This window comes from Agrobacterium sp. CNPSo 3708, assembly GCF_028674915.1.
GTDB classification, from domain to species: Bacteria; Pseudomonadota; Alphaproteobacteria; order Rhizobiales; family Rhizobiaceae; genus Agrobacterium; species Agrobacterium cavarae.
In genome coordinates this window covers 349,375-371,170 of the sequence record NZ_JAQZSF010000001.1, presented here as the reverse complement: position 1 = coordinate 371,170, position 21,796 = coordinate 349,375, and the positions used below count along the sequence as shown (strand labels likewise).

The 21,796-nt window shown below is 59.1% G+C and carries 18 protein-coding genes; 13 read left to right on the top strand and 5 right to left on the bottom strand.

All coding sequences use genetic code 11. The features are described 5' to 3' along the window. Positions 1–46: 46 nt before the first annotated feature. The 5 genes from PVA19_RS01700 to PVA19_RS01680 all read left to right on the top strand — a co-directional run bounded on the left by PVA19_RS01700 (position 47) and on the right by PVA19_RS01680 (position 4,676). Positions 47–1,099, top strand: coding sequence for a 4-hydroxyproline epimerase (locus tag PVA19_RS01700; RefSeq protein ID WP_274100961.1), 1,053 nt, complete (start codon positions 47–49; stop codon positions 1,097–1,099). Positions 1,100–1,234: 135 nt separating this feature from the next. Beyond that, a complete protein-coding gene (pyrC, locus tag PVA19_RS01695; protein ID WP_274100960.1) occupies positions 1,235–2,272 on the top strand; it encodes a dihydroorotase in 1,038 nt (345 codons plus the stop codon). A gap of 215 nt (positions 2,273–2,487) precedes the next feature. Continuing rightward, a complete protein-coding gene (locus tag PVA19_RS01690) occupies positions 2,488–3,186 on the top strand; it encodes an orotate phosphoribosyltransferase (RefSeq protein WP_274100959.1) in 699 nt (232 codons plus the stop codon). 85 nt (positions 3,187–3,271) lie between these two features. Beyond that, complete coding sequence (locus PVA19_RS01685) at positions 3,272–4,198, top strand: carbohydrate kinase family protein (protein WP_062445690.1); 927 nt, start codon at positions 3,272–3,274, stop codon at positions 4,196–4,198. A gap of 13 nt (positions 4,199–4,211) precedes the next feature. Continuing rightward, positions 4,212–4,676, top strand: a complete 465-nt coding sequence (locus tag PVA19_RS01680; RefSeq protein ID WP_274100958.1) for a GNAT family N-acetyltransferase — start codon at positions 4,212–4,214, stop codon at positions 4,674–4,676. 24 nt (positions 4,677–4,700) lie between these two features. On the opposite strand, the gene PVA19_RS01675 is transcribed toward PVA19_RS01680, so the two are convergent. Continuing rightward, on the bottom strand, positions 4,701–5,153 hold the full coding sequence (locus PVA19_RS01675) for an Lrp/AsnC family transcriptional regulator (RefSeq protein WP_113327502.1): 453 nt from the start codon (positions 5,151–5,153) through the stop codon (positions 4,701–4,703). Positions 5,154–5,269: 116 nt separating this feature from the next. Here PVA19_RS01675 and PVA19_RS01670 point away from each other — a divergent pair, with 116 nt between their 5' ends. Continuing rightward, positions 5,270–6,238 (top strand): nucleoside recognition domain-containing protein, encoded by a 969-nt coding sequence (locus PVA19_RS01670; protein ID WP_274100957.1) that lies wholly within the window; start codon positions 5,270–5,272, stop codon positions 6,236–6,238. A gap of 139 nt (positions 6,239–6,377) precedes the next feature. Next, a complete protein-coding gene (locus PVA19_RS01665) occupies positions 6,378–7,733 on the top strand; it encodes a dicarboxylate/amino acid:cation symporter (RefSeq protein WP_274100956.1) in 1,356 nt (451 codons plus the stop codon). Between the two features lie 65 nt (positions 7,734–7,798). Here the strand turns inward: PVA19_RS01665 and PVA19_RS01660 are convergent, their stop codons facing one another. Further along, entirely contained in the window at positions 7,799–8,773 is a 975-nt protein-coding gene (locus tag PVA19_RS01660) for an AraC family transcriptional regulator (protein ID WP_274100955.1), read from the bottom strand. Between the two features lie 76 nt (positions 8,774–8,849). Between PVA19_RS01660 and PVA19_RS01655 the strand changes: the two genes are divergently transcribed. Next, positions 8,850–10,052 carry an MFS transporter gene (locus tag PVA19_RS01655; RefSeq protein WP_274100954.1) on the top strand — a complete coding sequence of 401 codons (1,203 nt, stop codon included), beginning with the start codon at positions 8,850–8,852 and terminating at the stop codon, positions 10,050–10,052. A gap of 132 nt (positions 10,053–10,184) precedes the next feature. Here the strand turns inward: PVA19_RS01655 and PVA19_RS01650 are convergent, their stop codons facing one another. Next, a complete protein-coding gene (locus PVA19_RS01650; RefSeq protein ID WP_274100953.1) occupies positions 10,185–11,228 on the bottom strand; it encodes a LacI family DNA-binding transcriptional regulator in 1,044 nt (347 codons plus the stop codon). A gap of 164 nt (positions 11,229–11,392) precedes the next feature. Between PVA19_RS01650 and PVA19_RS01645 the strand changes: the two genes are divergently transcribed. Together PVA19_RS01645 and PVA19_RS01640 are read left to right on the top strand one after the other, a co-directional pair. Continuing rightward, entirely contained in the window at positions 11,393–12,340 is a 948-nt protein-coding gene (locus PVA19_RS01645) for a dihydrodipicolinate synthase family protein (RefSeq protein ID WP_162744287.1), read from the top strand. A 171-nt stretch (positions 12,341–12,511) separates the two neighbouring features. Then, entirely contained in the window at positions 12,512–13,897 is a 1,386-nt protein-coding gene (locus PVA19_RS01640) for an MFS transporter (protein WP_274100952.1), read from the top strand. A 74-nt stretch (positions 13,898–13,971) separates the two neighbouring features. On the opposite strand, the gene pgi is transcribed toward PVA19_RS01640, so the two are convergent. After that, positions 13,972–15,600 (bottom strand): glucose-6-phosphate isomerase, encoded by a 1,629-nt coding sequence (gene pgi / locus PVA19_RS01635; RefSeq protein ID WP_274100951.1) that lies wholly within the window; start codon positions 15,598–15,600, stop codon positions 13,972–13,974. A 98-nt stretch (positions 15,601–15,698) separates the two neighbouring features. Further along, on the bottom strand, positions 15,699–17,411 hold the full coding sequence (locus tag PVA19_RS01630; RefSeq protein WP_274100950.1) for a long-chain fatty acid--CoA ligase: 1,713 nt from the start codon (positions 17,409–17,411) through the stop codon (positions 15,699–15,701). Between the two features lie 262 nt (positions 17,412–17,673). Here PVA19_RS01630 and PVA19_RS01625 point away from each other — a divergent pair, with 262 nt between their 5' ends. The 3 genes from PVA19_RS01625 (at position 17,674) to PVA19_RS01615 (ending at position 21,714) form a co-directional block, all read left to right on the top strand. Beyond that, positions 17,674–18,735: an ABC transporter ATP-binding protein gene (locus tag PVA19_RS01625; protein ID WP_274100949.1), complete on the top strand. Its 1,062-nt coding sequence runs from the start codon at positions 17,674–17,676 to the stop codon at positions 18,733–18,735. 143 nt (positions 18,736–18,878) lie between these two features. After that, positions 18,879–19,904 carry a Fe(3+) ABC transporter substrate-binding protein gene (locus PVA19_RS01620; RefSeq protein ID WP_274100948.1) on the top strand — a complete coding sequence of 342 codons (1,026 nt, stop codon included), beginning with the start codon at positions 18,879–18,881 and terminating at the stop codon, positions 19,902–19,904. 118 nt (positions 19,905–20,022) lie between these two features. Further along, a complete protein-coding gene (locus PVA19_RS01615; RefSeq protein ID WP_443111614.1) occupies positions 20,023–21,714 on the top strand; it encodes an ABC transporter permease in 1,692 nt (563 codons plus the stop codon). The last annotated feature ends 82 nt before the right edge of the window (positions 21,715–21,796 follow it).

The window sequence follows — 21,796 nt, the reverse complement described above, 5'->3', positions numbered from 1 at the left end:
TTAATCGGCTATGACGGGGAAAAATTCCCCATCGGAGTAACGCGCCATGCGCTGGAAACGCACCCTTCAGCTTCTCGATGTCCATTGCGAAGGCGAGATTGGTCGTGTCGCCACCGGTGGCGTGCCGAAAATTCCGGGCGCCACGGTTGCCGAGCAACTGAACTGGCTGAACACCGATCCGAAGGGTGAGGAGCTTCGCCGCTTCCTGACGCTTGAGCCGCGCGGGACGCCGATCGGCTCCGTCAATCTGCTGCTGCCACCCAAGCACCCGGACGCGGATGCTGCCTTCGTCATTCTCCAGCCGGACCAGGCGCATGCAAGCTCCGGCTCCAATTCCATCTGCGCCACGACTGCTCTCCTGGAAAGCGGCATGGTGGAGATGAAGGAGCCCGAGACGATCGTGATGCTGGAAACCGCAGCCGGCCTCGTCAAGGCCACCGCCACCTGCAAGGACGGTCGCTGCGAAAAGGTCAAGCTCACCATGGTGCCGTCCTTCGTGCATGAGCTCGATGTCGAGATCGACACGCCCGACTGGGGCCGCATCCGCATGGATATCTCCTATGGAGGCATTTTTTATGCGCTGGTGGATGTGAGTCAGATCGGCCTCACCATCGACAAGGCCAACGCCGCCAAGCTCGTGGCCGCCGGGATGGTGCTGAAGGATATCGTCAACCGCGATATTCCTGTCGTGCATCCGGAAATCCCTGCCATCTCCGGTGTGGCCTATGTCATGTTCCGCGATACGGAAGAGGATGGCACCATCCGCACCTGCACCACCATGTGGCCGGGTCGAGCAGATCGCTCGCCCTGTGGCACCGGCAACTCCGCCAATCTGGCGACGCTGCACGCGCGCGGCAAGGTGAAGGTGGGTGACACCTACAAGTCTCGCTCCATCATCGGCACGGAGTTCGAGGTTGGTCTCTCCGCGCTCTCCCAGGTAGCGGGAAAGCAAGCTGTCATTCCCACCATTACCGGTCGCGGCTTCACCTTTGGTCTGCACCAGATCGCGCTCGATCCGTTCGATCCGCTGGCGGATGGCTTTGCTATGACCGATGTCTGGGGCCCGCAGGCGGGCTCGATCGGCGAGGCGAAAAAGTAGCCCGAAGTCACGCCAAGGCGCTGTTTTCTTCAATGGAAAGATGCTAAGCGGGCCGCACCCCATACATTGTTCTTCGCAAGGTCTTCACGCGCAAACTGCGAGACACCTTGCACGGACCTGCTTGAGAGGCTGACAATGCAGACGATCACCCTTCGCCGCCCGGATGACTGGCACCTGCACCTGCGCGATGGCGCAATGTTGGAAGGCGTGATCGGCGATACCAGCCGCCATTTCGCCCGCGCCATCATCATGCCCAATCTTGTGCCGCCTGTCGTCACCACGGCGGATGCGCGCGCCTATCTCGAGCGCATCGTCAAGGCCATTCCCGCCGGCGACCGCTTCGAGCCGCTGATGACGCTCTATCTCACCGAGCATACCAGCCCGGACGATGTGGAAGAGGGTAAGAAGAGCGGCCTCATTACGGCCGTGAAGCTCTATCCAGCCGGTGCCACCACCAATTCGCACGGCGGCGTGCGCGATATGGACAAGGCCATGCCGGTGCTGGAGCGCATGGCAAAGATCGGCCTGCCGCTTTGCGTCCATGGTGAAGTGACGACGCCGGACGTCGATATCTTCGACCGCGAGAAGGTCTTCATCGATACGGTCCTTGCACCATTGCGCAAGCGCCTGCCGGAACTGAAGGTGACGATGGAGCATGTGACGACGCGGGACGGCGTGGACTATATCCGCGAGTCGGAGAAGAACCTTGCTGGCTCCATCACCACGCATCACCTCATCATCAACCGCAATGCCATTCTGGTCGGCGGCATCAAGCCCCATTATTACTGCCTGCCGGTGGCAAAGCGTGAGGAGCATCGTCTGGCGCTGCGCGCGGCCGCGACCTCCGGCGATGCCCGTTTCTTTCTCGGCACGGATTCCGCTCCACATGTCGATCCGCTGAAGGAATGCGCCTGTGGCTGCGCCGGTGTCTATACCTCGATCAATACGATGAGCTGCCTTGCCCATGTGTTCGAACAGGACAACGCGCTCGCCAAGCTCGAAGCCTTCGCCTCGCTGAATGGCCCGGCCTGGTATGGTCTTGCTCCCAATGAAGAGACGATCACCTTGGTAAAGCGCGACGAGGCAGTGGCATTTCCGGCAAAGATCGAGACGGGTGCTGGACCCGTCACCGTCTTTGATCCGATGTTCCCGCTCCATTGGGATGTCGCCTGATTGCTTGATTTGTCCTCGCTTGAGAAGTGAGGGAGGGCGGCACAAAGCCACGACGTCATCCTCGGGCTTGACCCGAGGATCCACCGCCCGCCGAGGATCGATGGATCCTCGCCTCAAGGGCGAGGATGACGGCGGTTGCGCTCAGCCGCGACCAGTAGATTTCAAGCCGGCTCGCCCGGTCGTTTATGTCGAGACGCACAAAGAGGAAGATGCCGATGGCCCAATTCAATTTCACCGATCCCACCGTGGTCGCCGAACTCGTCGCGAAGATGCTGTGGGAAATCAAGGCCGTCCATTTCAACTCTGAAGCGCCTTACACTTTCGCATCGGGCATGAAGAGCCCGGTTTATATCGATATGCGCAAGCTGATCTCCTATCCGCGCATCCGCTCCGCCGTCATGGATTTCGCCGCCGCTAAGATCGTCGCCGATGCCGGTTTCGAGAAGTTCGACTGCGTGGCCGGTGGCGAAACCGCAGGCATTCCTTTTGCCGCTTTCCTGGCCGAACGCCTTGGCCTGCCGATGATCTACTGCCGCAAGAAGCCGAAGGGTCACGGTCGCAATGCGCAGATCGAGGGCAATATGCCGGAGGGCGCGCGCGTTCTCGTCATCGAGGACCTGACCACCGCGGGCGGCTCCATGTTCACCTTCATCGATGCCATCCGGGCAGCAGGCGGCATTGTCGATCACGGTATTGCGCTTTTCTATTACGGCATCTTTTCCGAGGCCGAGGCGCGTTTTGCCAACGGCAATGTAAAGCTGCATTATCTCAGCACATGGCGCAACGTGCTGGAAGCGGCCCGTTCCGAAAAGCTGTTCGATGACAAGACCCTGTCGGAAGTGGAAGCCTTCCTCGACAACCCGCTGCCGTGGTCGGCGCGCCATGGCGGTGTCAGCGAATTGCCGCAATCGTAATTTTGGCTGAACCTTGCCCGGCATATTGACCGGGACAAGGTGCTGCCGTTAAGCATCTAATCGATTTAGATTTGGAGGAAATCGGATGATCCTGTGTTGTGGCGAAGCCCTGATCGACATGCTGCCGCGTGAATCGACCAAAGGCGAGGCGGCTTTCGCCCCTTATGCAGGCGGCGCGGTCTTCAACACCGCCATCGCGCTCGGGCGTCTTGGCGTTCCATCCGCCTTCTTCTCCGGTATCGCCGACGACATGATGGGCGAAATCCTGAAAGAGACGCTGCGCGCCAGCGACGTGGATTACAGCCTCTGCGCCTTCTCCAATCGACCGTCCACCATTGCCTTCGTCAAGCTCGTCGATGGCCACGCGACCTACGCCTTCTATGATGAGGGTACGGCAGGCCGCATGCTGTCGGAAAAGGATTTGCCGCATATTGGTGGCGAGTGCGAAGCCATGCATTTTGGCGCGATCAGCCTGATCCCTGAACCATGCGGCAGCACCTATGAAGCGCTCCTGGTGCGCGAGCATGAAAAGCGTGTCATCTCGCTCGATCCCAATATCCGTCCGGGCTTCATCCAGGACAAGCAAAAGCACATGGACCGCATCAACCGCATGGCGGCGATGTCGGATATCGTCAAATTCTCGGATGAGGACCTGGCCTGGTTCGGCCTGAAGGGCGATGAAGATACGCTCGCCCGCCACTGGCTGCACCACGGCGCAAAGCTCGTCGTCGTCACCCGCGGCGCGGAAGGCGCTGTCGGCTACACCAAGCAACTCCGCGTCGAAGTGCCGAGCGAACGGGTCGAGGTGGTCGATACGGTCGGCGCCGGCGATACCTTCGATGCCGGCATTCTGGCGTCGCTGAAGCTGCAGGGTCTCCTCACCAAACCCCAGGTCGCCTCGCTCACCGAAGACCAGATCGCCAAGGCGCTGGCCCTTGGCGCAAAGGCGGCTGCCGTGACGGTCTCGCGCGCAGGCGCAAATCCGCCTTGGGCGAATGAGATCGGGCTGTAAGGCCTCCGATAGAATGGGCGAGACATTGGTCCGAGCTGCGCAAAAGAGCGATCTTCCTGCGTTGCTCGACCTTTACCAGCATCTTTCACCGGGCGACCAATCTCCAGACTTGCCCGATGCCGAGGCGATATTCGATCAGTTTCTTGCCTATCCCGGCAGCGTTATCGTGCTGTGTGAGATCGGCAACGTCCTCGTTGGCTCATGCGTCTTGGTGGTGATACCAAACCTTACACGGGGTGGCCGGCCCTATGCGCTGATCGAAAATGTCGTGACGCATGGCGATTTTAGAAGGCAAGGGATCGGGAGACGAGTTCTGGACTTTGCAACGGCTCGTGCTTGGCAGGCTGGCTGCTACAAGGCCATGCTGATGACAGGTTCCACAAGGCCGGAAATCCATGCATTTTATCGAAGCGCAGGGTTCGAACCGTCTAAAACCGGTTTTCAAAAGCGGCAACTTGCGGCGAGGGAAGAGAGCTGAATAAGGTGCGACCAATTTCCATGGTCAAACCCGGATCGCCGTTTCCTCTTTCGCTGTCTTGATCACCACCATCGTCACGAAGCGCGCGACATTCGTCTGGTCGCGGAACAGCCGGTCGCACAACGTATCGAACTCCTCCATGTCGGTGAGACGCAGCATCAGCATCACGTCCATATCGCCGGTAATGGCATAGGCATGCGTTATTGCCTCCTCCGCTTTGACGAGGTCGAGAAAGCGGCGCATGTGCTGTTCGCCATGCAGCTTCAGTTCTACAGACACCAGCGCCTTGATGCCGCGCCCGGCCTTTGCCGGATTGAGAATGGCGACGATGCGGTCGATGATCCCGGATTTGGTGAGGCGCTGAACCCGTCGCAGGCAACTGGATGGAGACAGGCCGACCTTGTCCGCCATCTCCACATTGGTAAGCGACGCATCGCGTTGCATGAGGTTGAGAATAGTGCGGTCGATTTTGTCCATGAAACGATCATAAGCATGCGGGAACGGTATGCAATAAAATTGCAGAAATATGCAATCTTTGACCAAAAACGCCGCGGGCCGCGGGCTATAGGATGGTGGTGCCCAAGGAGACACCAATGCCGCTCTTTCAATCCCTACTGCTAAAATCCCGCGAGACGCTTGAGATCTATTGGCTGCTGGTCAAGATCACGGTCCCGATCTCGGTGCTGACCGAGGTCCTGTCTCGATTGGGCCTTGTCGAAGCCATCGCCCCTGCTTTCTCTCCAGCCATGCACGCGGTTGGCCTCCCTCCAGAACTGGGTCTTGCGTGGCTGACGGCTATGCTCGTCGGCATATGGGGTGCGGTGCCCTTGATCTTCACGCTTGTTCCTGTCTCGGAACTCACCACGGCGGATGTCACGGTGTTCTCCGCTCTCGTTCTCTTCGCCCATGGCCTGCCTCTGGAACAGAAGATCATCCAGAAGGCCGGTCCAGGCATGGTGGCAACCACGACGCTTCGTATCCTCGGCGGTTTCGTTTACGCGCTTATTCTCCATCACCTCTTCCAGGCCACCGGTTGGCTTTCAGCGCCCGTCGCTCCGGCATGGGTGCCGGGCGCCGTCACACCAGACTGGTCCGTCTATGTCTGGGGACTGGCCGAAACCATGCTGATGATGCTGGTCGTCCTGCTTCTCCTGTCATGGAGCCTTGAGGTGTTGAAGATCACGGGGATCCTTGGCCTCATGATGAAGGGCATAGAACCTGTGCTGCGACTGGCGGGTATCAAAGGCGAGGCAGGTCATTTGACAGCCATCGGCCTTTTCTTGGGCATTTCCTATGGTGCGGGGCTTTTGATCCGAGAAGCACGATCCGGCGTCATCGCTCCACGTCAGATATTCCTCTCCTGCGTTTTCATGGGCTTCGCTCACAGCATCATCGAGGACACGCTTTTGATGGTATCACTCGGAGCGGATATCTACAGCACCTTGATTGGGCGTGTCGTTTTCGCGATTGGCGCGACAGCAGCGCTGGCACTTGTGCTGGCATCCATATCGGATCGAGCTTTCTTCTCCCGGCTCTTCAGAAGCCAGCCTCAAGGAACGTGAGACGAAACAAAATTCCCCATATAAGCGGCCACAGAAAATCCAATTCGTTGAAATTCTGTGCATCGTGCTGAATATAGGAGCAATCCTTTCCTTCGCGCGTTAGATGCTCTAGCATTCTCGCTTTCACGGAATTCAAAACATGTCTGCTTCATCTTCCTCACCACGGGCGCAGAAGCCGTTCTATGCGTCCTTCGGTTTCCAGGTTTTCGCCGCCATGGTGGTGGGTCTCGTCCTCGGCTACGTCGCCCGGGAAATGGGTCCGACGGAGGCTGGCCCTAACTGGCTGGTCCAGGCGCTTTCCACGGTTGGTTCCATCTTCGTGCAGCTTCTGCGCGCCCTTGTTCCCCTCCTGATCTTCACCGCCATCGTGGCCAGCATCGCCAATCTGCGAGAGTTGAACAATGCAGCGCGGCTGGTCTGGCAGACGTTGCTCTGGTTCGCCATCACGGCACTGATCGCGGTGCTGATCGGCATCACGCTTGGCCTTCTCATCCAGCCCGGTCTCAACACCGGCGTGGAGGCCGCTGCGGCTGCGGCACCGTCCACCACCGGCTCGTGGCTTGATTTCCTTAAAGGTCTCATCCCTTCCAACGTTCTCGGCCTACAGGCTTCAACCAAGGTCACCCAGACGGGTGCCACCACGGCGCTGAACTTCAACGTTCTGCAGATCCTGGTCGTCTCGATTGCGGTTGGCATTGCAGCACTTCAGGTGGGTGAGAAGGCAGAAGCCTTCCTTTCCTTCAATCGGTCGCTGCTCGCCATTACTCGCAAGATGCTCTGGTGGGTCATTCGCCTGACTCCGATCGGGACGATCGGTCTGCTCGGCAATGCGGTCGCAGTTTACGGCTGGGAAGCCCTGGCTTCGCTCGGTTGGTTCTCCGCCGCAATCTATATCGGCCTCGCGATTGTTCTCTTCGTCGTCTACCCGGTGATCCTGGCAGCAAACGGCCTGAACCCGGTGCGCTTCTTTGCAGGCGCATGGCCGGCGATCCAGCTTGCCTTCGTCTCCCGCTCGTCCATCGGCACGTTGCCGGTGACGGAACAGGTGACGGAGCGCAATCTCGGTGTGCCGCGGGAGTATTCCGCCTTTGCCGTTCCGCTTGGCGCGACAACCAAGATGGATGGCTGTGCTGCGATCTATCCGGCGATCTCCGCCATCTTCGTCGCCCAGTTCTATGGCCTGCCGCTCGGCATTCAGGAATATGTACTGATCGTCTTCGTTTCCGTGCTCGGCTCGGCCGCAACGGCGGGTCTGACCGGGGCGACTGTCATGCTGACGCTGACCCTCTCCACGCTTGGCCTGCCGTTGCAGGGTGTTGGCCTGCTGCTGGCGGTCGATCCGATCCTCGATATGGGCCGTACCGCCGTCAATGTTGCCGGTCAGGCGTTGATCCCGACGATTGTTGCCAAGCGTCAAGGCATCCTCGATCAGGCGGCCTACGATCGCCACGAAGGCATCGACGCGCTCGATCCGGCAGCGACGCCCGCGGAATAGGTCCGCTCGTAAGCTTGATAAAAAGCCCGCCCTGCAGCGCAGTCGGCGGGCTTCCTTTTGGACGTTTACGCGTGGTGACTGATCGACGATGAAAGAGCGCTCGGCGGATGGCCGACGATGCGCTTGAAGGCGCGGCTGAAGGCGGCCTGGGAACCATAGCCGAGCTTCACCGCCGCCGTTTCGATCGGCATCCTCTCCTTGCCGATCCATTGCATGGCAAGGCGCATACGCAACTCGGTGAGGTAGCGCACCGGCGTCATGCCGGTCACCTCCAGAAAACGCTCGGCAAAGACGGAGCGCGATGCGCCCATCACGCCGGCCAGTTCGGCCAGCGTCCAGTCGTGACCTGGGTTGTTGTGAATGGCGAGGATCACGCGCCCCAAACGAGGGTCGCGAAGCGCGGCGACCCAGCCGGAGGAATCGCCACAGCCGCATTCCACCCAGGCGCGCACAATGAAGGCGGCGACCACATCGGCAAGCCGTGCTAGGATGCCGGCGAAGCCAGCCCGCGCCTGACGCGTTTCCCGCTCCATCGCTTCCAGCATGGGAAGGAGTTCGGGATAGCGCGCGGTGAGCGTGTTGACGAACATCACTTCGGGCATCAGTCCGGTAATCGGGTGCATGGCCCCAAGATCGAACTCCATGCAGCCGCTGAATACCAGCACGCGCTCTTCGCTGGGCACATCGGGTTCACAGGTCTTGATGGCGCTGACGGAGTTGCAGAGCGGCGCGGCATCCAGTGAACGGATGTTCTTGCAGGCAATGTCAGGATCGGAAAGCAGCGCATGGGGGCCACCCCGCGGCAACAAAACCGCATCGCCCGCATTCATCTTGTGAAGCGTACCGGAGGAGGTGCGAAGATAGACCGGGCCGCAAGCCACGAAATGAAACTGCGCGCGACCTTCCACCTCTCCAAAGGAAAACCCGAAGGGAGCGGAGGCTTCGATGCGGCGATAATCGAGGCCCACAAGCCGCATGCCCATCAACAACTCGCTGATGAGATCAGGTAAGGGCTGATTTCCGGACGTATGATCAAGCATGGCGGATTTTATGGCATGGATCGTCCGGAAAGTCGAGTCTATGCTTTGCCATCCTCTCCTCCCAAAGGACATACAGATGAACCCGACACCTAACTCCCTGCCCGCCGCGGACGGCCCCGAGGCGCCCGCATGGGGCGCCGTCATATCCATGGCGCTTGGCGTCTTCGGGCTGGTCACCGCAGAGTTTCTGCCAGCAAGCCTCCTCACGCCCATTGCCGCAGACCTCGGCATCACCGAAGGTGCAGCCGGTCAGGCGGTCACTGTCACCGCCGTTGTCGGCATGGTGGCGAGCCTGTTGATCACTTCCCTCGCGCGCAATATCGATCGCCGTCACCTGATGATGATCTTCTCAGGCCTCCTCGTTATCTCCAACCTGATGGTCGCCGCGGCTCCCGGCCTGAGCGTACTCCTGATCGGACGCTTGCTGCTTGGCGTGGCGCTCGGTGGCTTCTGGGCAATGTCCACCGCGATCGTCATCCGGTTGGTCCCTGCGGCCAGCGTGCCACGCGCGCTTTCGATGATCTTCAGCGGTGTTTCCGGTGCAACCATCGTCGCGGCACCCGTTGGCAGCTATGTGGGTGAACTTGCTGGCTGGCGCTTCGTCTTCGTTCTGACGGCGCTGCTCGGCGTGGCCGCTTTGTTCGCGCAGTTTGTCACCCTGCCGAAGCTTGCGCCGACAGGTACCAGCAGCATCAAGACGCTTGGCACTGTGCTGAAGAGACCTGGTATTGCGCTCGGTCTTGTTGCGGCAACACTGGTTTTCGGCGGCCATTTTGCCTTCTTCACCTATCTGCGTCCCTATCTGGAAGCGGATATCGGTGCGGGCATCGGCATGGTTTCCGCCCTGCTGCTGGGCTTCGGATTGGCCAACTTCGTCGGCACCCTCGTTGCCGGATCGCTGATCAGCCGCAGCCTGAAAATGTCGCTGGCAGCACTTCCCCTTTTCATGGCGTTGATTGCAGTGCTCCTGGTAACGACAGCGCCGCCTCTGCCGCTTGCCGCAGTGCTCGTCGCCTTCTGGGGCTTCCTCTTCGGCGCCGTACCGGTCGCCTGGTCCACTTGGCTGGCGCGCACCATCCCGGATGAAGCGGAAAGCGCTGGCGGCCTCCTCGTCGCCTCCATCCAATTCGCCATTGCCATGGGTGCGGCAGTTGGCGGCATCATCTTCGATCTCAGCGGCGCAATCAGCGTCTTCGGCACCAGCGGACTCATTCTCGCACTCGCCGCAATTGGCATCATGGTCGGTGTGAGGTCACAGCCTGAGGCCAGCATGGCGTGAGGAAAGCCAAAACTGACATCGCAAGCCGGGGGAATCTTCCCCGGCCTGTGCCATGGGCCAGCATGTTCACTAAAGTCATGCCGGACTACCGCCCGAACTCGATGACGCTTGAAGCTCACTGGAGAACCGAGATCATCGCGTTATGTTGGATGCTCCCAAAAATCTCGCAGTCGATTTTCGCGGGATAAGGGTCGGGGCGGATACCAAAATACGGTTTTCGCGCGGGGCGGTGGTTTGAGTGAGCAATTCCAAAGCGTGCGACGCAATCTGGTCGAAGGGAACGCGCAATGTCGTCAGAGGCGTCGAAAGATGGCTAACGATGGGAATGTCGTTATAGCCGATGAGCGAAATGTCGTCGGGAACGGATAGACCCATCTTGTTCAGCGCAGAGAGCGCGCCGATCGCCGTATTGTCATTGACGGCAAAAATCGCTGTGGGTCGACAGTCGAGCGCCATGAGTGTCTGCACCGCTTCGGCGCCTGACTGGATGCCGAATGTCGATGGGACAATGAGTGCGGGATCGACCGAAATGGATGCCTCGGCAAGCGCCTGTTTATATCCTTCGACACGTCCGGTGGCGCTGGAGGCGTAACCCGGTCCGGCAATCACGCCGATCCGTTGATGTCCGAGATCAAGCAAATGGCGTGTCGCCAGATATCCACCCAGGCGATCATCGCCAACGGCTGAGAGGCTATGATGATCCGTTCGCAACGCCAGCACATAGGGTACGCCACGCTCGTTAAGTTCATCCGGGAAGGTGTCGTCGTCCCGTGCCGTTGAAAGAATAAGCCCGTCGACACCGCGGTTGAGCAGCGATTCCGCGGCCACGCGATCCGCCTCCGGATTATCTTCCGTCGTCGCCACGATGGCGAAACGACCGGTGCGGGCACAGGCTTTGACGATTGCCTCATAAAGCATCGCCATCACCGTATCGGTGAGCCGAGGTACGATGACGCCGATCGTCATCGTATTGCCGCGCCGCAGACTGGCTGCGGAGACATCCCTCACGTAGCCCAGTTCCGCGGCAATTTTCCGTACGCGCCGTGCCGTCTCGCTGTCGGACCGCGGAAGCCGTTCGTCCAGAATGCGCGATACGGTCGATTTCGATACGCCTGCAGCAGCCGCCACACTGTGAACCGTTACTCGCGGCTGACGCGAACGCTCTCTTGATTCCATGTGTGTTTTTCCATTCCAGCTCTGGTGCTGAGCACTCAAACATCACATTGCACGAAAAACGCCGTTGACTCCAGAACAATAAAGATCGATAACGGGAACGTTCCCATTAACGATCCCAACTGCTGATCGATAGAGGACAGCAGCTGATAAGGAGGAGAAATCAGATGCAACCCATGGATCTTCGTGGCCTGAGCCCGGCACCCGTCACCGCTTTCACCCGTGATGGCGAAGTGGACTACGCAGCCAATGCAAAAATCGCCAAGTGGTTGGCCTCGATGGACGGCGTAAAGAGCCTCGTCATTCTCGGTCATGCCGGCGAGGGCACTTTCCTGACGGAAGACGAACGTCTCGAACTCATCCGTGTTTATGTCGACGCTGTTGATGGGGAAATCCCGATCATCGCGGGTATTACCGGTGAGGGCACACGTGTTGCCGCAGCAGAAGCCAAGAAGTGCAGGGCTGCCGGTGCTACCGGCGCACTCGTCTATCCCAACCACGGTTGGCTGCGTTTTGGCTTCCAGAAGGGCGCTCCGCAGGATCGCTACAAGGCGATCTGGGAGGAATCCGGTCTTCAGGAAATCCTCTTCCAATATCCAGATGTGACGAAAGCCTCTTACGATCTCGATACGCAGCTGGCCATTGCCACCCAGCCGGGCGTTGTCGCCACGAAGAACGGCGTGCGCAATATGAAGCGCTGGTATGTCGAAATTCCTGAACTCAAGAAGGCCAATCCGAACTTGCAGGTTTTGAGCTGCCATGACGAATGGCTGCTTCCGACCATGTTCGATGTCGACGGTCTTCTCGTCGGTTATGGCAACATAGCGCCGGAACTCCTGGTCGATCTGATCAAGGCTGGTAAAGCACAGGATTATCCGAAGGCCCGCCAGATTTTCGAGCGGCTGCTACCGGTAACGCGCGCCGTCTACCATCGCGGTTCTCACATGGAAGGTACGGTCGCCTTGAAGCTCGGTCTCGTGCATCGCGGCATTCTGGATCACGCGACAATCCGCGAGCCGCTGAAGAACCTTGGTGAGAAGGCCGAGCAGGAGATTTTCGCCGCTTTTGAAGCCGCTGGTATTGGTCGCGTCGAGCAGCTTCTTGCTGCCGAATGATTGTCACGCCGTCTCGGCATTGGTGGGGACGGAAAACACTTGGAGACGGATCGGCAGTCCAGCCGATTCGGCTCCCCTGATTGAGGTCTGACAGCAACGTCGTAGAAAGAAGCAGAAGAGCAGGAACAAGGTCGCCGTCGGGAGAGAGCGGCAAGGGTGAGGAGGAACTCAATGAATATCATGCAGCCCGTAAAGGGCAACACGAAGGCCCTTGCGGATCCGCAGGCCGATATCAGCGCCAGGTTGGAACGTCTTCCGATTACCAGAGAAGTCTTCTGGGCGCGCAACATCGTCGGAGCGGCAACGTTTTTCGACGGCTACACGGTGATTGCAATCGCCTATGCCATGCCCGTTCTCGTGCGCGAATGGGGGCTTACCCCTGCCCAGACGGGCATGATCCTGTCGATGGGATATCTCGGTCAGCTGATCGGCGCGATCTTGTTTGGCTGGCTTGCTGAAAAGGTCGGGCGCCTGAAAGTGCTGCTCTTCACCATTCTTCTTTTCGTCAGCATGGATGTGGCCTGCCTCTTTGCCGCTGGTGCCGGAATGATGATGGCCTTCCGCTTCGTTCAGGGGATTGGAACCGGCGGCGAAGTGCCGGTTGCCAGCGCCTACATCAACGAGTTGATTGGCTCGAAAGGACGTGGCCGTTTCTTCCTGCTCTACGAAGTGATGTTCCTGCTCGGCCTCGTGGGCGCCGGTCTGATCGGTTACTTCATGGTGCCGGTCTATGGTTGGAAAGCCATGTTCGTCGTCGGTCTGGTTCCTGCCATCCTGATGATCCCGCTGCGTTGGTTCTTGAAGGAATCGCCCCGCTGGCTTGCCGCGAATGGCCGCTATGACGAAGCCGACGCCATCGTCTCTCGCATGGAGGAAAGTGTACGCGCATCCGGCAAAGAGCTTCCTGAGCCGCGCATCGTGGCAACGCCTGTGAGACGCAAGTCCGACTGGAAAGAACTGTTCCAGGGCATCTATCTGAAGCGGACGCTCTCGATCTGGGCGATGTGGTTCTGCGCCTACATGGTGGCAAATGGAACAATCACCTGGTTGCCGACGCTCTATCGCCAGACCTTCAACCTGCCTCTCGAAACCAGCATCCTCTATGGCTTTATGACCTCTGCTGCTGGCGTCGTCGCAGCTGTCATATGCGCCCTGCTGATCGATAAGGTCGGGCGGAAACGCTGGTATGCTGGCGCCTTGCTTCTTGCTCCGGTACCGCTCGTCATTCTCGCATGGCTTGGCGCGACCTCGCCAGTGCAGGTGCTGATCCTGGCGGGTCTCGCCTACGCCATCGTGCAGACGGTCACTTTCTCGCTCTACCTCTATTCGGCGGAAATCTACCCGACCCGTATGCGTGCAATCGGTACCGGCACGGGTAGCGCCTGGCTGCGTCTCGGCTCTTCCGCTGGCCCGATGCTTGTCGGCTTCGTCATGTCGTCCTTTGGTATTCAATATGTCTTCGCCACCTTCGCCATCATCTTGATTATCGGTGCCATCGTGACGATGCTGTTTGCGGTGGAAACCAAGGGCAAGGTTCTTGAGGAACTGTCGCCGTAAAACGGTTCCTCAGCCTGACGACGCAAAAAAGCCGGGATCGACGTCCCGGCTTTTTTCGTAATGGATCAGGCTCTTTAAGCGGAAGCCAGCCCTGCCAGCGCCTTGACCAACCCTTGGGTCGAGCTGTCGTGATCGGCCGCACTTTCCTTGCCTTCCACCACGGGCAGCAGGCCGGTTGCCAGTTCCTTGCCGAGCTCCACGCCCCACTGGTCGAAGGAGTTGATGCGGAAGAGCACGCCTTCGACGAAGACGCGGTGTTCGTAGAGCGCAATCAGGCGTCCGAGTGCGAAAGGCGTCAGCTTGTCATAGACGAAGGTGATCGACGGGCGGTTGCCGGTGAAGACGCGGTGCGGCGCGATGAAATCCGCCTTCTTGTCGTCCATGCCCTTGGATGTCAGCTGTGCTTTGGCTTCCGCCAGCGTACGACCCTTCATCAACGCTTCGGACTGGGCAAGGCAATTGGCGATCAGCAGCTGATGCTGATGGCGCAGTTCCTTCTCGAAGCCGTTGGCGGCGATCATGAACTCGGCGGGAATGATGCTCGTGCCCTGGTGGATCAGCTGGTAGAAGGCGTGCTGGCCATTGGTGCCGGGTTCGCCCCAGACGACCGGGCCGGACTGGCCGTCTACCGGCGTGCCGTCGATGGTCACACCCTTGCCGTTCGATTCCATGTCGAGCTGCTGCAGATAGGCAGGGAAGCGCGACAGCCGCTGGTCATAGGGCAGGATAGCGCGTGTCGGGTAGTTCAACACGTTGCGATGATAAAAGCCGATCAGGCCAAGCAGCATCGGCAGGTTCTGGCGGAACGGCGCCTCGCGGAAATGCTTGTCCATCGCATGCGCGCCGTCGAGGAACTCGCCGAATTTTTCCGGGCCGATGGCGATCATCAGCGGCAGGCCAATGGCCGACCAGATGGAGTAACGTCCGCCAACCCAGTCCCAGAAACCGAAAATCCGGTCGCTGTCGATACCGAAGGCAGCGACCTTGTCGAGCGCTGTGGAAACCGCGCAGAAGTGATGCTTGACGGCCTCTTCACCCAGCGCATCGGCGATGAACTTGCGGGCAGTCGCCGCGTTCGTCATCGTTTCGATGGTGGTGAAGGTCTTGGAAGCGATGATGAAGAGCGACGTTTCCGGGTTGATCAGCTTCAGCGTGTCGGCAATGTGAGCGCCATCGATGTTGGAGACGAAATGCGAGCGGGGACCGTCATGGAAAGGCGCAAGAGCAAGCGTTGCCATGACTGGGCCAAGATCCGAGCCACCAATGCCAATATTGATGACGTCGGTGATCTTCCTGCCGGTTGCGCCCTTGAGCGAGCCGGAGCGGATCGCATCGGCAAACTTGCCCATGGCGGAAAGAACGTCGTTCACATCCGGCATCACGTCCTTGCCGTCGACGAGCACGGGCGTGTTCGAACGGTTGCGAAGAGCAGTATGGAGAACGGCGCGCCCTTCGGTGAAATTGATCTCCTTGCCGGAGAACATCTCTTCGCGCTTTTGCGCCACACCGCCTTCGGCTGCGAGCGTTTCGAGCAGCGCCAGAATGTCGTCATTCACGGCACATTTGGAGTAATCCATCAAAAGGTCGTCGAAGCGGGCGCTGAAGCGTTCGAAGCGCTCACCATCTGCGGCAAAGGCGGCTCGAATGTCCGTCGCGTTGGTGCTGGCGGCTGTGGATTTCAGGGTCTCGACGATGGCCTGCATGGAAAGCTCCTCATGCTCCGTGGAAGGATGAGGAAACTATTCTCTTTCATCGGGCCAAATCAAGGCGTGTTCGGCTGAATTATTCCAAACGACGCCAATCAGTTAGCCAGCTTTCTCAGTTCACGGCGCAGGATCTTGCCGACATTGGTCTTCGGCATTTCGGCGATGAACTCGATATGTTTGGGCCGCTTGTAGTTGGTCAGGCCCTCGGCGCAGAAAGCTTTCAGTTCCGCCGCGGTCAAAGACTGGTCTTTCTTGACCACATAGAGCTTCACCGCTTCGCCGGAATGCTCGTCGGGCACGCCGACAGCGGCGCATTCCTGCACACCCGGATGGGCCGCCGCCACTTCTTCGATCTCATTCGGATAGACGTTGAAGCCGGAGACTAGGATCATGTCCTTCTTGCGGTCGACGATCTTGGTGAAGCCGCGTTCATCCATCACACCCATGTCGCCGGAGCGGAAGAAACCGTCCGGTGTCATCACCTTGGCGGTTTCGTCCGGACGCTGCCAGTAACCGGCCATCACCTGCGGACCGCGAATGCAGATTTCGCCGACTTCGCCAATCGGCAGGCTGTTGCCGTCATCGTCGCGAATATCGATATCGGTGGACGGAACAGGAAGACCAATCGTGCCGCTGAAGTCGTTCAGGTCAAGGCAGTTCACCGTGGCGACCGGCGAGGTCTCCGAAAGGCCGTAACCTTCGCTGATCGCCGTGCCGGTAATCGAGAACCAGCGTTCGGCCACCGGGCGCTGCACGGCCATGCCGCCACCCAGAACCAGCACCAGTGAGGAAAAGTCCAGCTTGCGGAAATCCTCATTGTTCATCAGCGCGTTGAACAGCGTATTGATGCCCGGAAAGACATGCGCCTTGTAGCCTGACAATTCCTTGACGAAGCCGGGAATATCGCGCGGATTGGCAATCAGCAGGTTGTGTCCCCCAAGCGCAATGCCCATCAGCGAATTCACCGTCAGCGCGAAGATATGATAGAGCGGCAGGGCGCAGACGAAATTCAGTACCTCAGGCCGGTTCTTTCGGGCAAAGACCGGCTCCATCCACAGCGCGATCTGCGCCTTGTTGGCCAGAAGATTGGCATGGGTGAGAACCGCGCCCTTGGAAATGCCGGTCGTACCGCCGGTATATTGCAGAAAGGCGACATCGTTGCGGGTCAGATTGACGGGTTTCAGCGTCGTATTGCGCGCCTGTTTCAGCACGCTCTTGTAGCTGATCGCCTGCGGAAGCGCATAAGGAGGAACGAGCTTCTTGACCTTGCGCACCACAAGATTGACGATGTGACCCTTGAAGCCCAGAAGATCGCCCATGGTCGCGACGATCACATGCTTCACATCGGTTTTCGGCAGCGCCTGTTGCACCACATGGGCAAAGTTTTCCAGAACGAACAGCGCTTTCGCACCGGAATCCTTCAACTGATGTTCGAGTTCACGCGGGGTGTAGAGCGGATTGACGTTCACGACCGTCAGGCCAGCGCGCAGGATCGCGTAGGTCGCAACCGGGTTCTGCAGAATATTCGGCATCATCACCGCGACGCGGTCACCCTTCTGCAGACCGATGCTTTGCAGCCAGCCGCCAATGGCGCGCGTCTGTTCTTCAAGTTCGCGATAGGTGATGGACTTTCCCATGCTGGAAAAAGCCTTGCGATCGGCAAACTGCTTGCAGCTTCGTTCCAGGAGCTCGGCAAGCGAGGTGTAGCCGAGATCGGGCAATTCCACCGGTATGCCCTGCGGATAAGATGCAAGCCATGGCCGCTGCACGGCACGAGGCTCCTGACGAATCGCACTTGTATCGCTCATTGCTTTCCTCCCACGCTGCTCCTCGCAACCGTCCTCGGCATCCTTATCCACCTGAAGGGTCCTCATCCATCAGATTGTCTGCCGTCCTCGGCCACGAGGGTAGATGATGCTCCCGAAGTCATCTACTCACTTCAGCGTAATTAACTCTAACGTAAACGTCAACTCTTCCGGATCACCAGCCGCGTGCTCTTGGAAATTTGCGTTTTGACTTTAATCCTGAATTGCGCAATCAACAAACTGACGTCGATGATGGATGTTTTTGATGACAGAGGTTGCAGCGCTACAACTGAATGGAATCGGCAAGGTCTTTGCCGGCTTGCCCGTTTTGAAAGATATCGATCTTTCAGTATCGAAGGGTGAGATCATTTGCCTGGTCGGCCGCTCAGGCTGCGGCAAGTCCACGCTGCTGCGCATCATCGCCGGTGTCGAGACGCCGGACGCGGGCAGCGTGCGTATGAATGGCATCGAGATTGCTGGCCCTTCCCGGTTCGTCGAACCGGAAAAGCGCCGCATCGGCTTCGTCTTTCAGGATTATGCGCTGTTTCCCCATCTGACCGTCGAGCAGAATGTTGCCTTCGGGCTGAAAGGAATGCCACGAAAAGAGGCGCGCGCGCGCACCGCAGAGATGCTGGAGCATGTTCGCCTGTCGGATCTTGCCAAACGATATCCGCACACGCTTTCCGGCGGCGAACAGCAGCGTGTGGCGCTTGCTCGCGCCTTGGCCCCGAAACCTGAAATTCTGCTCATGGATGAGCCATTCTCCAACCTTGACCGCGGCCTGCGCGACAGCGTGCGCGAAGAAACGATAGGCCTGTTGCGCGCCCTTCAGACCACTGCGATCATGGTGACGCATGATCCGGAAGAAGCGCTTTCGGCCGGCGACCGCGTCGTTCTCATGCAGTCCGGCCATGTCGTCCAATCGGGGACAGGCTATGACCTGCACGACCGCCCCGTCAGCCGCTATGCCGCCGATTTCTTCTGTGCCTTCAACAAAGTGGAAGGGACGGTCAAAAACGGACATGTGGAAACGCCCATTGGCCGGTTCTTCCATGGCGGCGATTTGAAGGAAGGGGCGCCTGCTCTCGTCTATATTCGTCCCGCTGAGATCGAAGTGCAGGGTGCCGACAGCATGTCTCACGCCAATCTTCTCTTAGGTCAGGTGTCGGGCCGCATGTTCATGGGCGAGATCGAGCAGCTGTCGATCAGCGTTCCGGGTTTGCAGCGGGATCTGCGCGTGCGTAGCATGAAGCGCACACCGATCGATGTTACGGACGTTCGTTTTGCAGTTGACCCTCAGCAGGTGCTGATATTTACCCAGGATTGAAATCCGAAAAATCGCTTCGGAAAATCCCATCATTTTCAACTCAAAGTGAACATTTCGGCTAATTGCCCATCAGATTAAACTTGATTTACATTATCATGTATGGTCAGTGCCTTCGACATCATTCAAGTCCGAAGGGGAGATAGATGGGTTTTTTCAATACCAAAAATATTGCACTTCTGGCCGGCGTCGCCGGAGCGGTATTCGCCGGCGCAGCCAATGCCGCGGAAATCAACATCTACACCACGCGTGAACCAGCTCTCGTTCAGCCACTGCTGGATGCCTTCAGCAAGGAAAGCGGCGTAAAGGTCAACACCGTCTTCATGAAGGATGGTCTTGCAGAGCGCGTGCTGAGTGAAGGCGCAAGCTCCCCAGCCGATATTCTGATGACGGTAGATGCCGGCAATCTCGTCGACCTCGTCGAAAAGGGTGTCACCCAGCCGGTCGAGTCCAAGGTTCTGACCGAGTCCGTTCCCGCAGAACTGCGGGACGCAAAGGGCAACTGGTTCGCGCTCTCCATGCGTGCCCGCGTCCTTTACGCCGCCAAGGATCTCGACCTGACGACCTTCAACTACGAAGATCTGGCCGATCCGAAGTGGAAGGGCAAGGTTTGCATTCGCTCCGGCCAGCACCCGTACAACACCGCACTCTTTGCCGATTACATCGCCCATTACGGCGCTGAAAAGACCGAAGCCTGGCTGAAAGGCGTCAAAGACAACCTTGCCCGCAAGGCTGGCGGTGGCGACCGTGACGTTGCCAAGGACATCCTCGGCGGCATTTGCGACATCGGTCTGGCAAACTCCTACTATGTCGGCCTGATGCGCTCCGGCAAGGGCGGCGAAGAGCAGGTCAAGTGGGGCGAAGCGATCAAGGTCATTCTTCCGACCTTCAAGGACGGTGGCACCCAGGTGAACATCTCCGGTGCGGCAGTTGCCAAGAACGCGCCGAACAAGGCCGATGCCGTGAAGCTTCTCGAGTACCTCGTCTCCGACGAAGCGCAGAAGATCTATGCTGAAGCCAACTTCGAATATCCTGTGAAGCCAGGCGCATCACTGAATGAGGTCGTTGCATCCTTCGGCACACTGAAGATCGACCCGACGCCGTTGACGGAAATCGTCTCCCACCGCAAGCAGGCGAGCGAACTGGCTGACAAGGTCGGCTTCGACAACTAAGGCTTAGGCCTCGGATCAGGGGTCTGGCATAGGCATGACAAGGCGCCCGTTCACGCGGGCGCCTTCACCTTTTTTCAGTATATCGATATTTCATGCACGATAAGGCTTGAGTACCCGCATGGTTTCAGACAGCGCCAGTCCCACGACGATGAAGGCCAGACCGAGATTCCATGCGAATGTCTGGTGGCTGGTGGCATCGGCGGTGATTGCGGGGCTTGCCCTTCTGCCAGTGGCAGCATTGGTGACGGAAGCCATGCAGGGCTCGACGGGGCTGTGGGCACATCTTCGCGATACGGTGCTGGCAACTGCCTTGCCGGACACGCTGATTTTGCTTCTCGGCGTCGGGATTCTCGCAGGTGTGCTGGGTACAGCGTCCGCCTGGCTCGTCGCAGCGCATGATTTTCCAGGGCGCGGCTTCCTAGAATGGGCGCTGCTCCTGCCGCTCGCCATGCCCACTTACATCATGGCTTACGCCTATCTCGATATTCTCCACCCGCTGGGTCCCGTCCAGGGGGCCGTGCGCTGGCTGCTTGGCTATTCCAGCCCGCGGGAGTTTCGCCTTCCCGATATACGCTCCATGACGGGATGCATCCTGCTGCTCGGCTTCGTGCTCTATCCTTATGTCTATATTCCCGTGCGAGCCATGTTCCTGACCCAGGCCGGCAATCTGCTCGAGGCTGCGCGGCTTCTGGGCACGTCTCGCAGATCGCTCTTCCTGCGGGTGGCCGTCCCCTTGGCGCGTCCAGCAATCGCTGTTGGCATCAGCCTGACCTTGATGGAAGCGTTGAACGATATCGGCGCGTCGGAATTTCTTGGCGTTCGCACCCTGACGGTGTCGATCTACACCACCTGGGTGACGAAGTCGGATCTGCCGGGAGCAGCGCAGATCGCCCTTTGCATGCTGGTGTTGGTCGTGGGCCTTGTGGCGCTGGAGCGCTGGGCGCGGCGCAGGCAGCGCTACTCGCTCTCCGCCCAGAAAAGCAGAACGCTCGAACCGCTCAGGATCGAAGGCGTCTGGGGTTGGCTTGCTTTTGCGCTTGGCAGCCTGCCGATCCTGATCGGCTTTGCCGGACCCGCACTCTATCTTATTACGCAGGCATGGACGCGCTATCAGTTCAGCGGTGTTTCCGCGCGCTTCCAATCCGAGGCCGTGAACACGATCGTTTTTGCCGGACTTGCCACCCTCGTCACATTGTTTCTCGGACTTGTGGTCGCTTATGCCATGCGCATCGTGCCGGGCAGGGCGTCCCTATGGTCTTTCCGGCTGGCGACGGTCGGCTATGCAGCGCCCGGAACCGTGATCGCCATCGGCGTGCTGATCGCTCTTGGCGGCTTCGACAGGTTTGTCGATCAAGCCATGCAGAGTTGGTTCGGCATCTCCACCGGGCTTCTGCTGATCGGCAGCGGGGCCGCCTTGATCTTTGCCTATACAGCGCGGTTCCTGACGATCGCCGCGGGCGGGATCGACGCTGGCTTGAGCCGCATTCCTCTCTCCTTCGATCACGCATCGCGCACTTTGGGGCGTGCGCCCGGCGCAACCTTCCGCCATGTGCATCTGCCGCTATCCAAGGCTGCCATGGCGGCCGCAGGCCTGCTGGTCTTCGTCGATTGCGTCAAGGAGCTACCGGCAACGCTGCTTCTACGACCTTTGAACTTCGAGACTTTCTCGACGCAGCTTTATGGCGAGGCGGCGAGGGGGACCTATGAGGAAGCTTCGATTGCCGCCCTCGCCATCGTGCTGATCGGTATTCTCCCGGTGATCCTGCTGGCCCGCGTCGGCAAGCCGAAGGCGGCGTCACACGCGATCTGACGTCACCATCTCACGCAAATGCGAGCACGCATCCCCGTGCGGCCTGGGAACGATTTTTCCGTGATTGGGTTAATTCTGCATC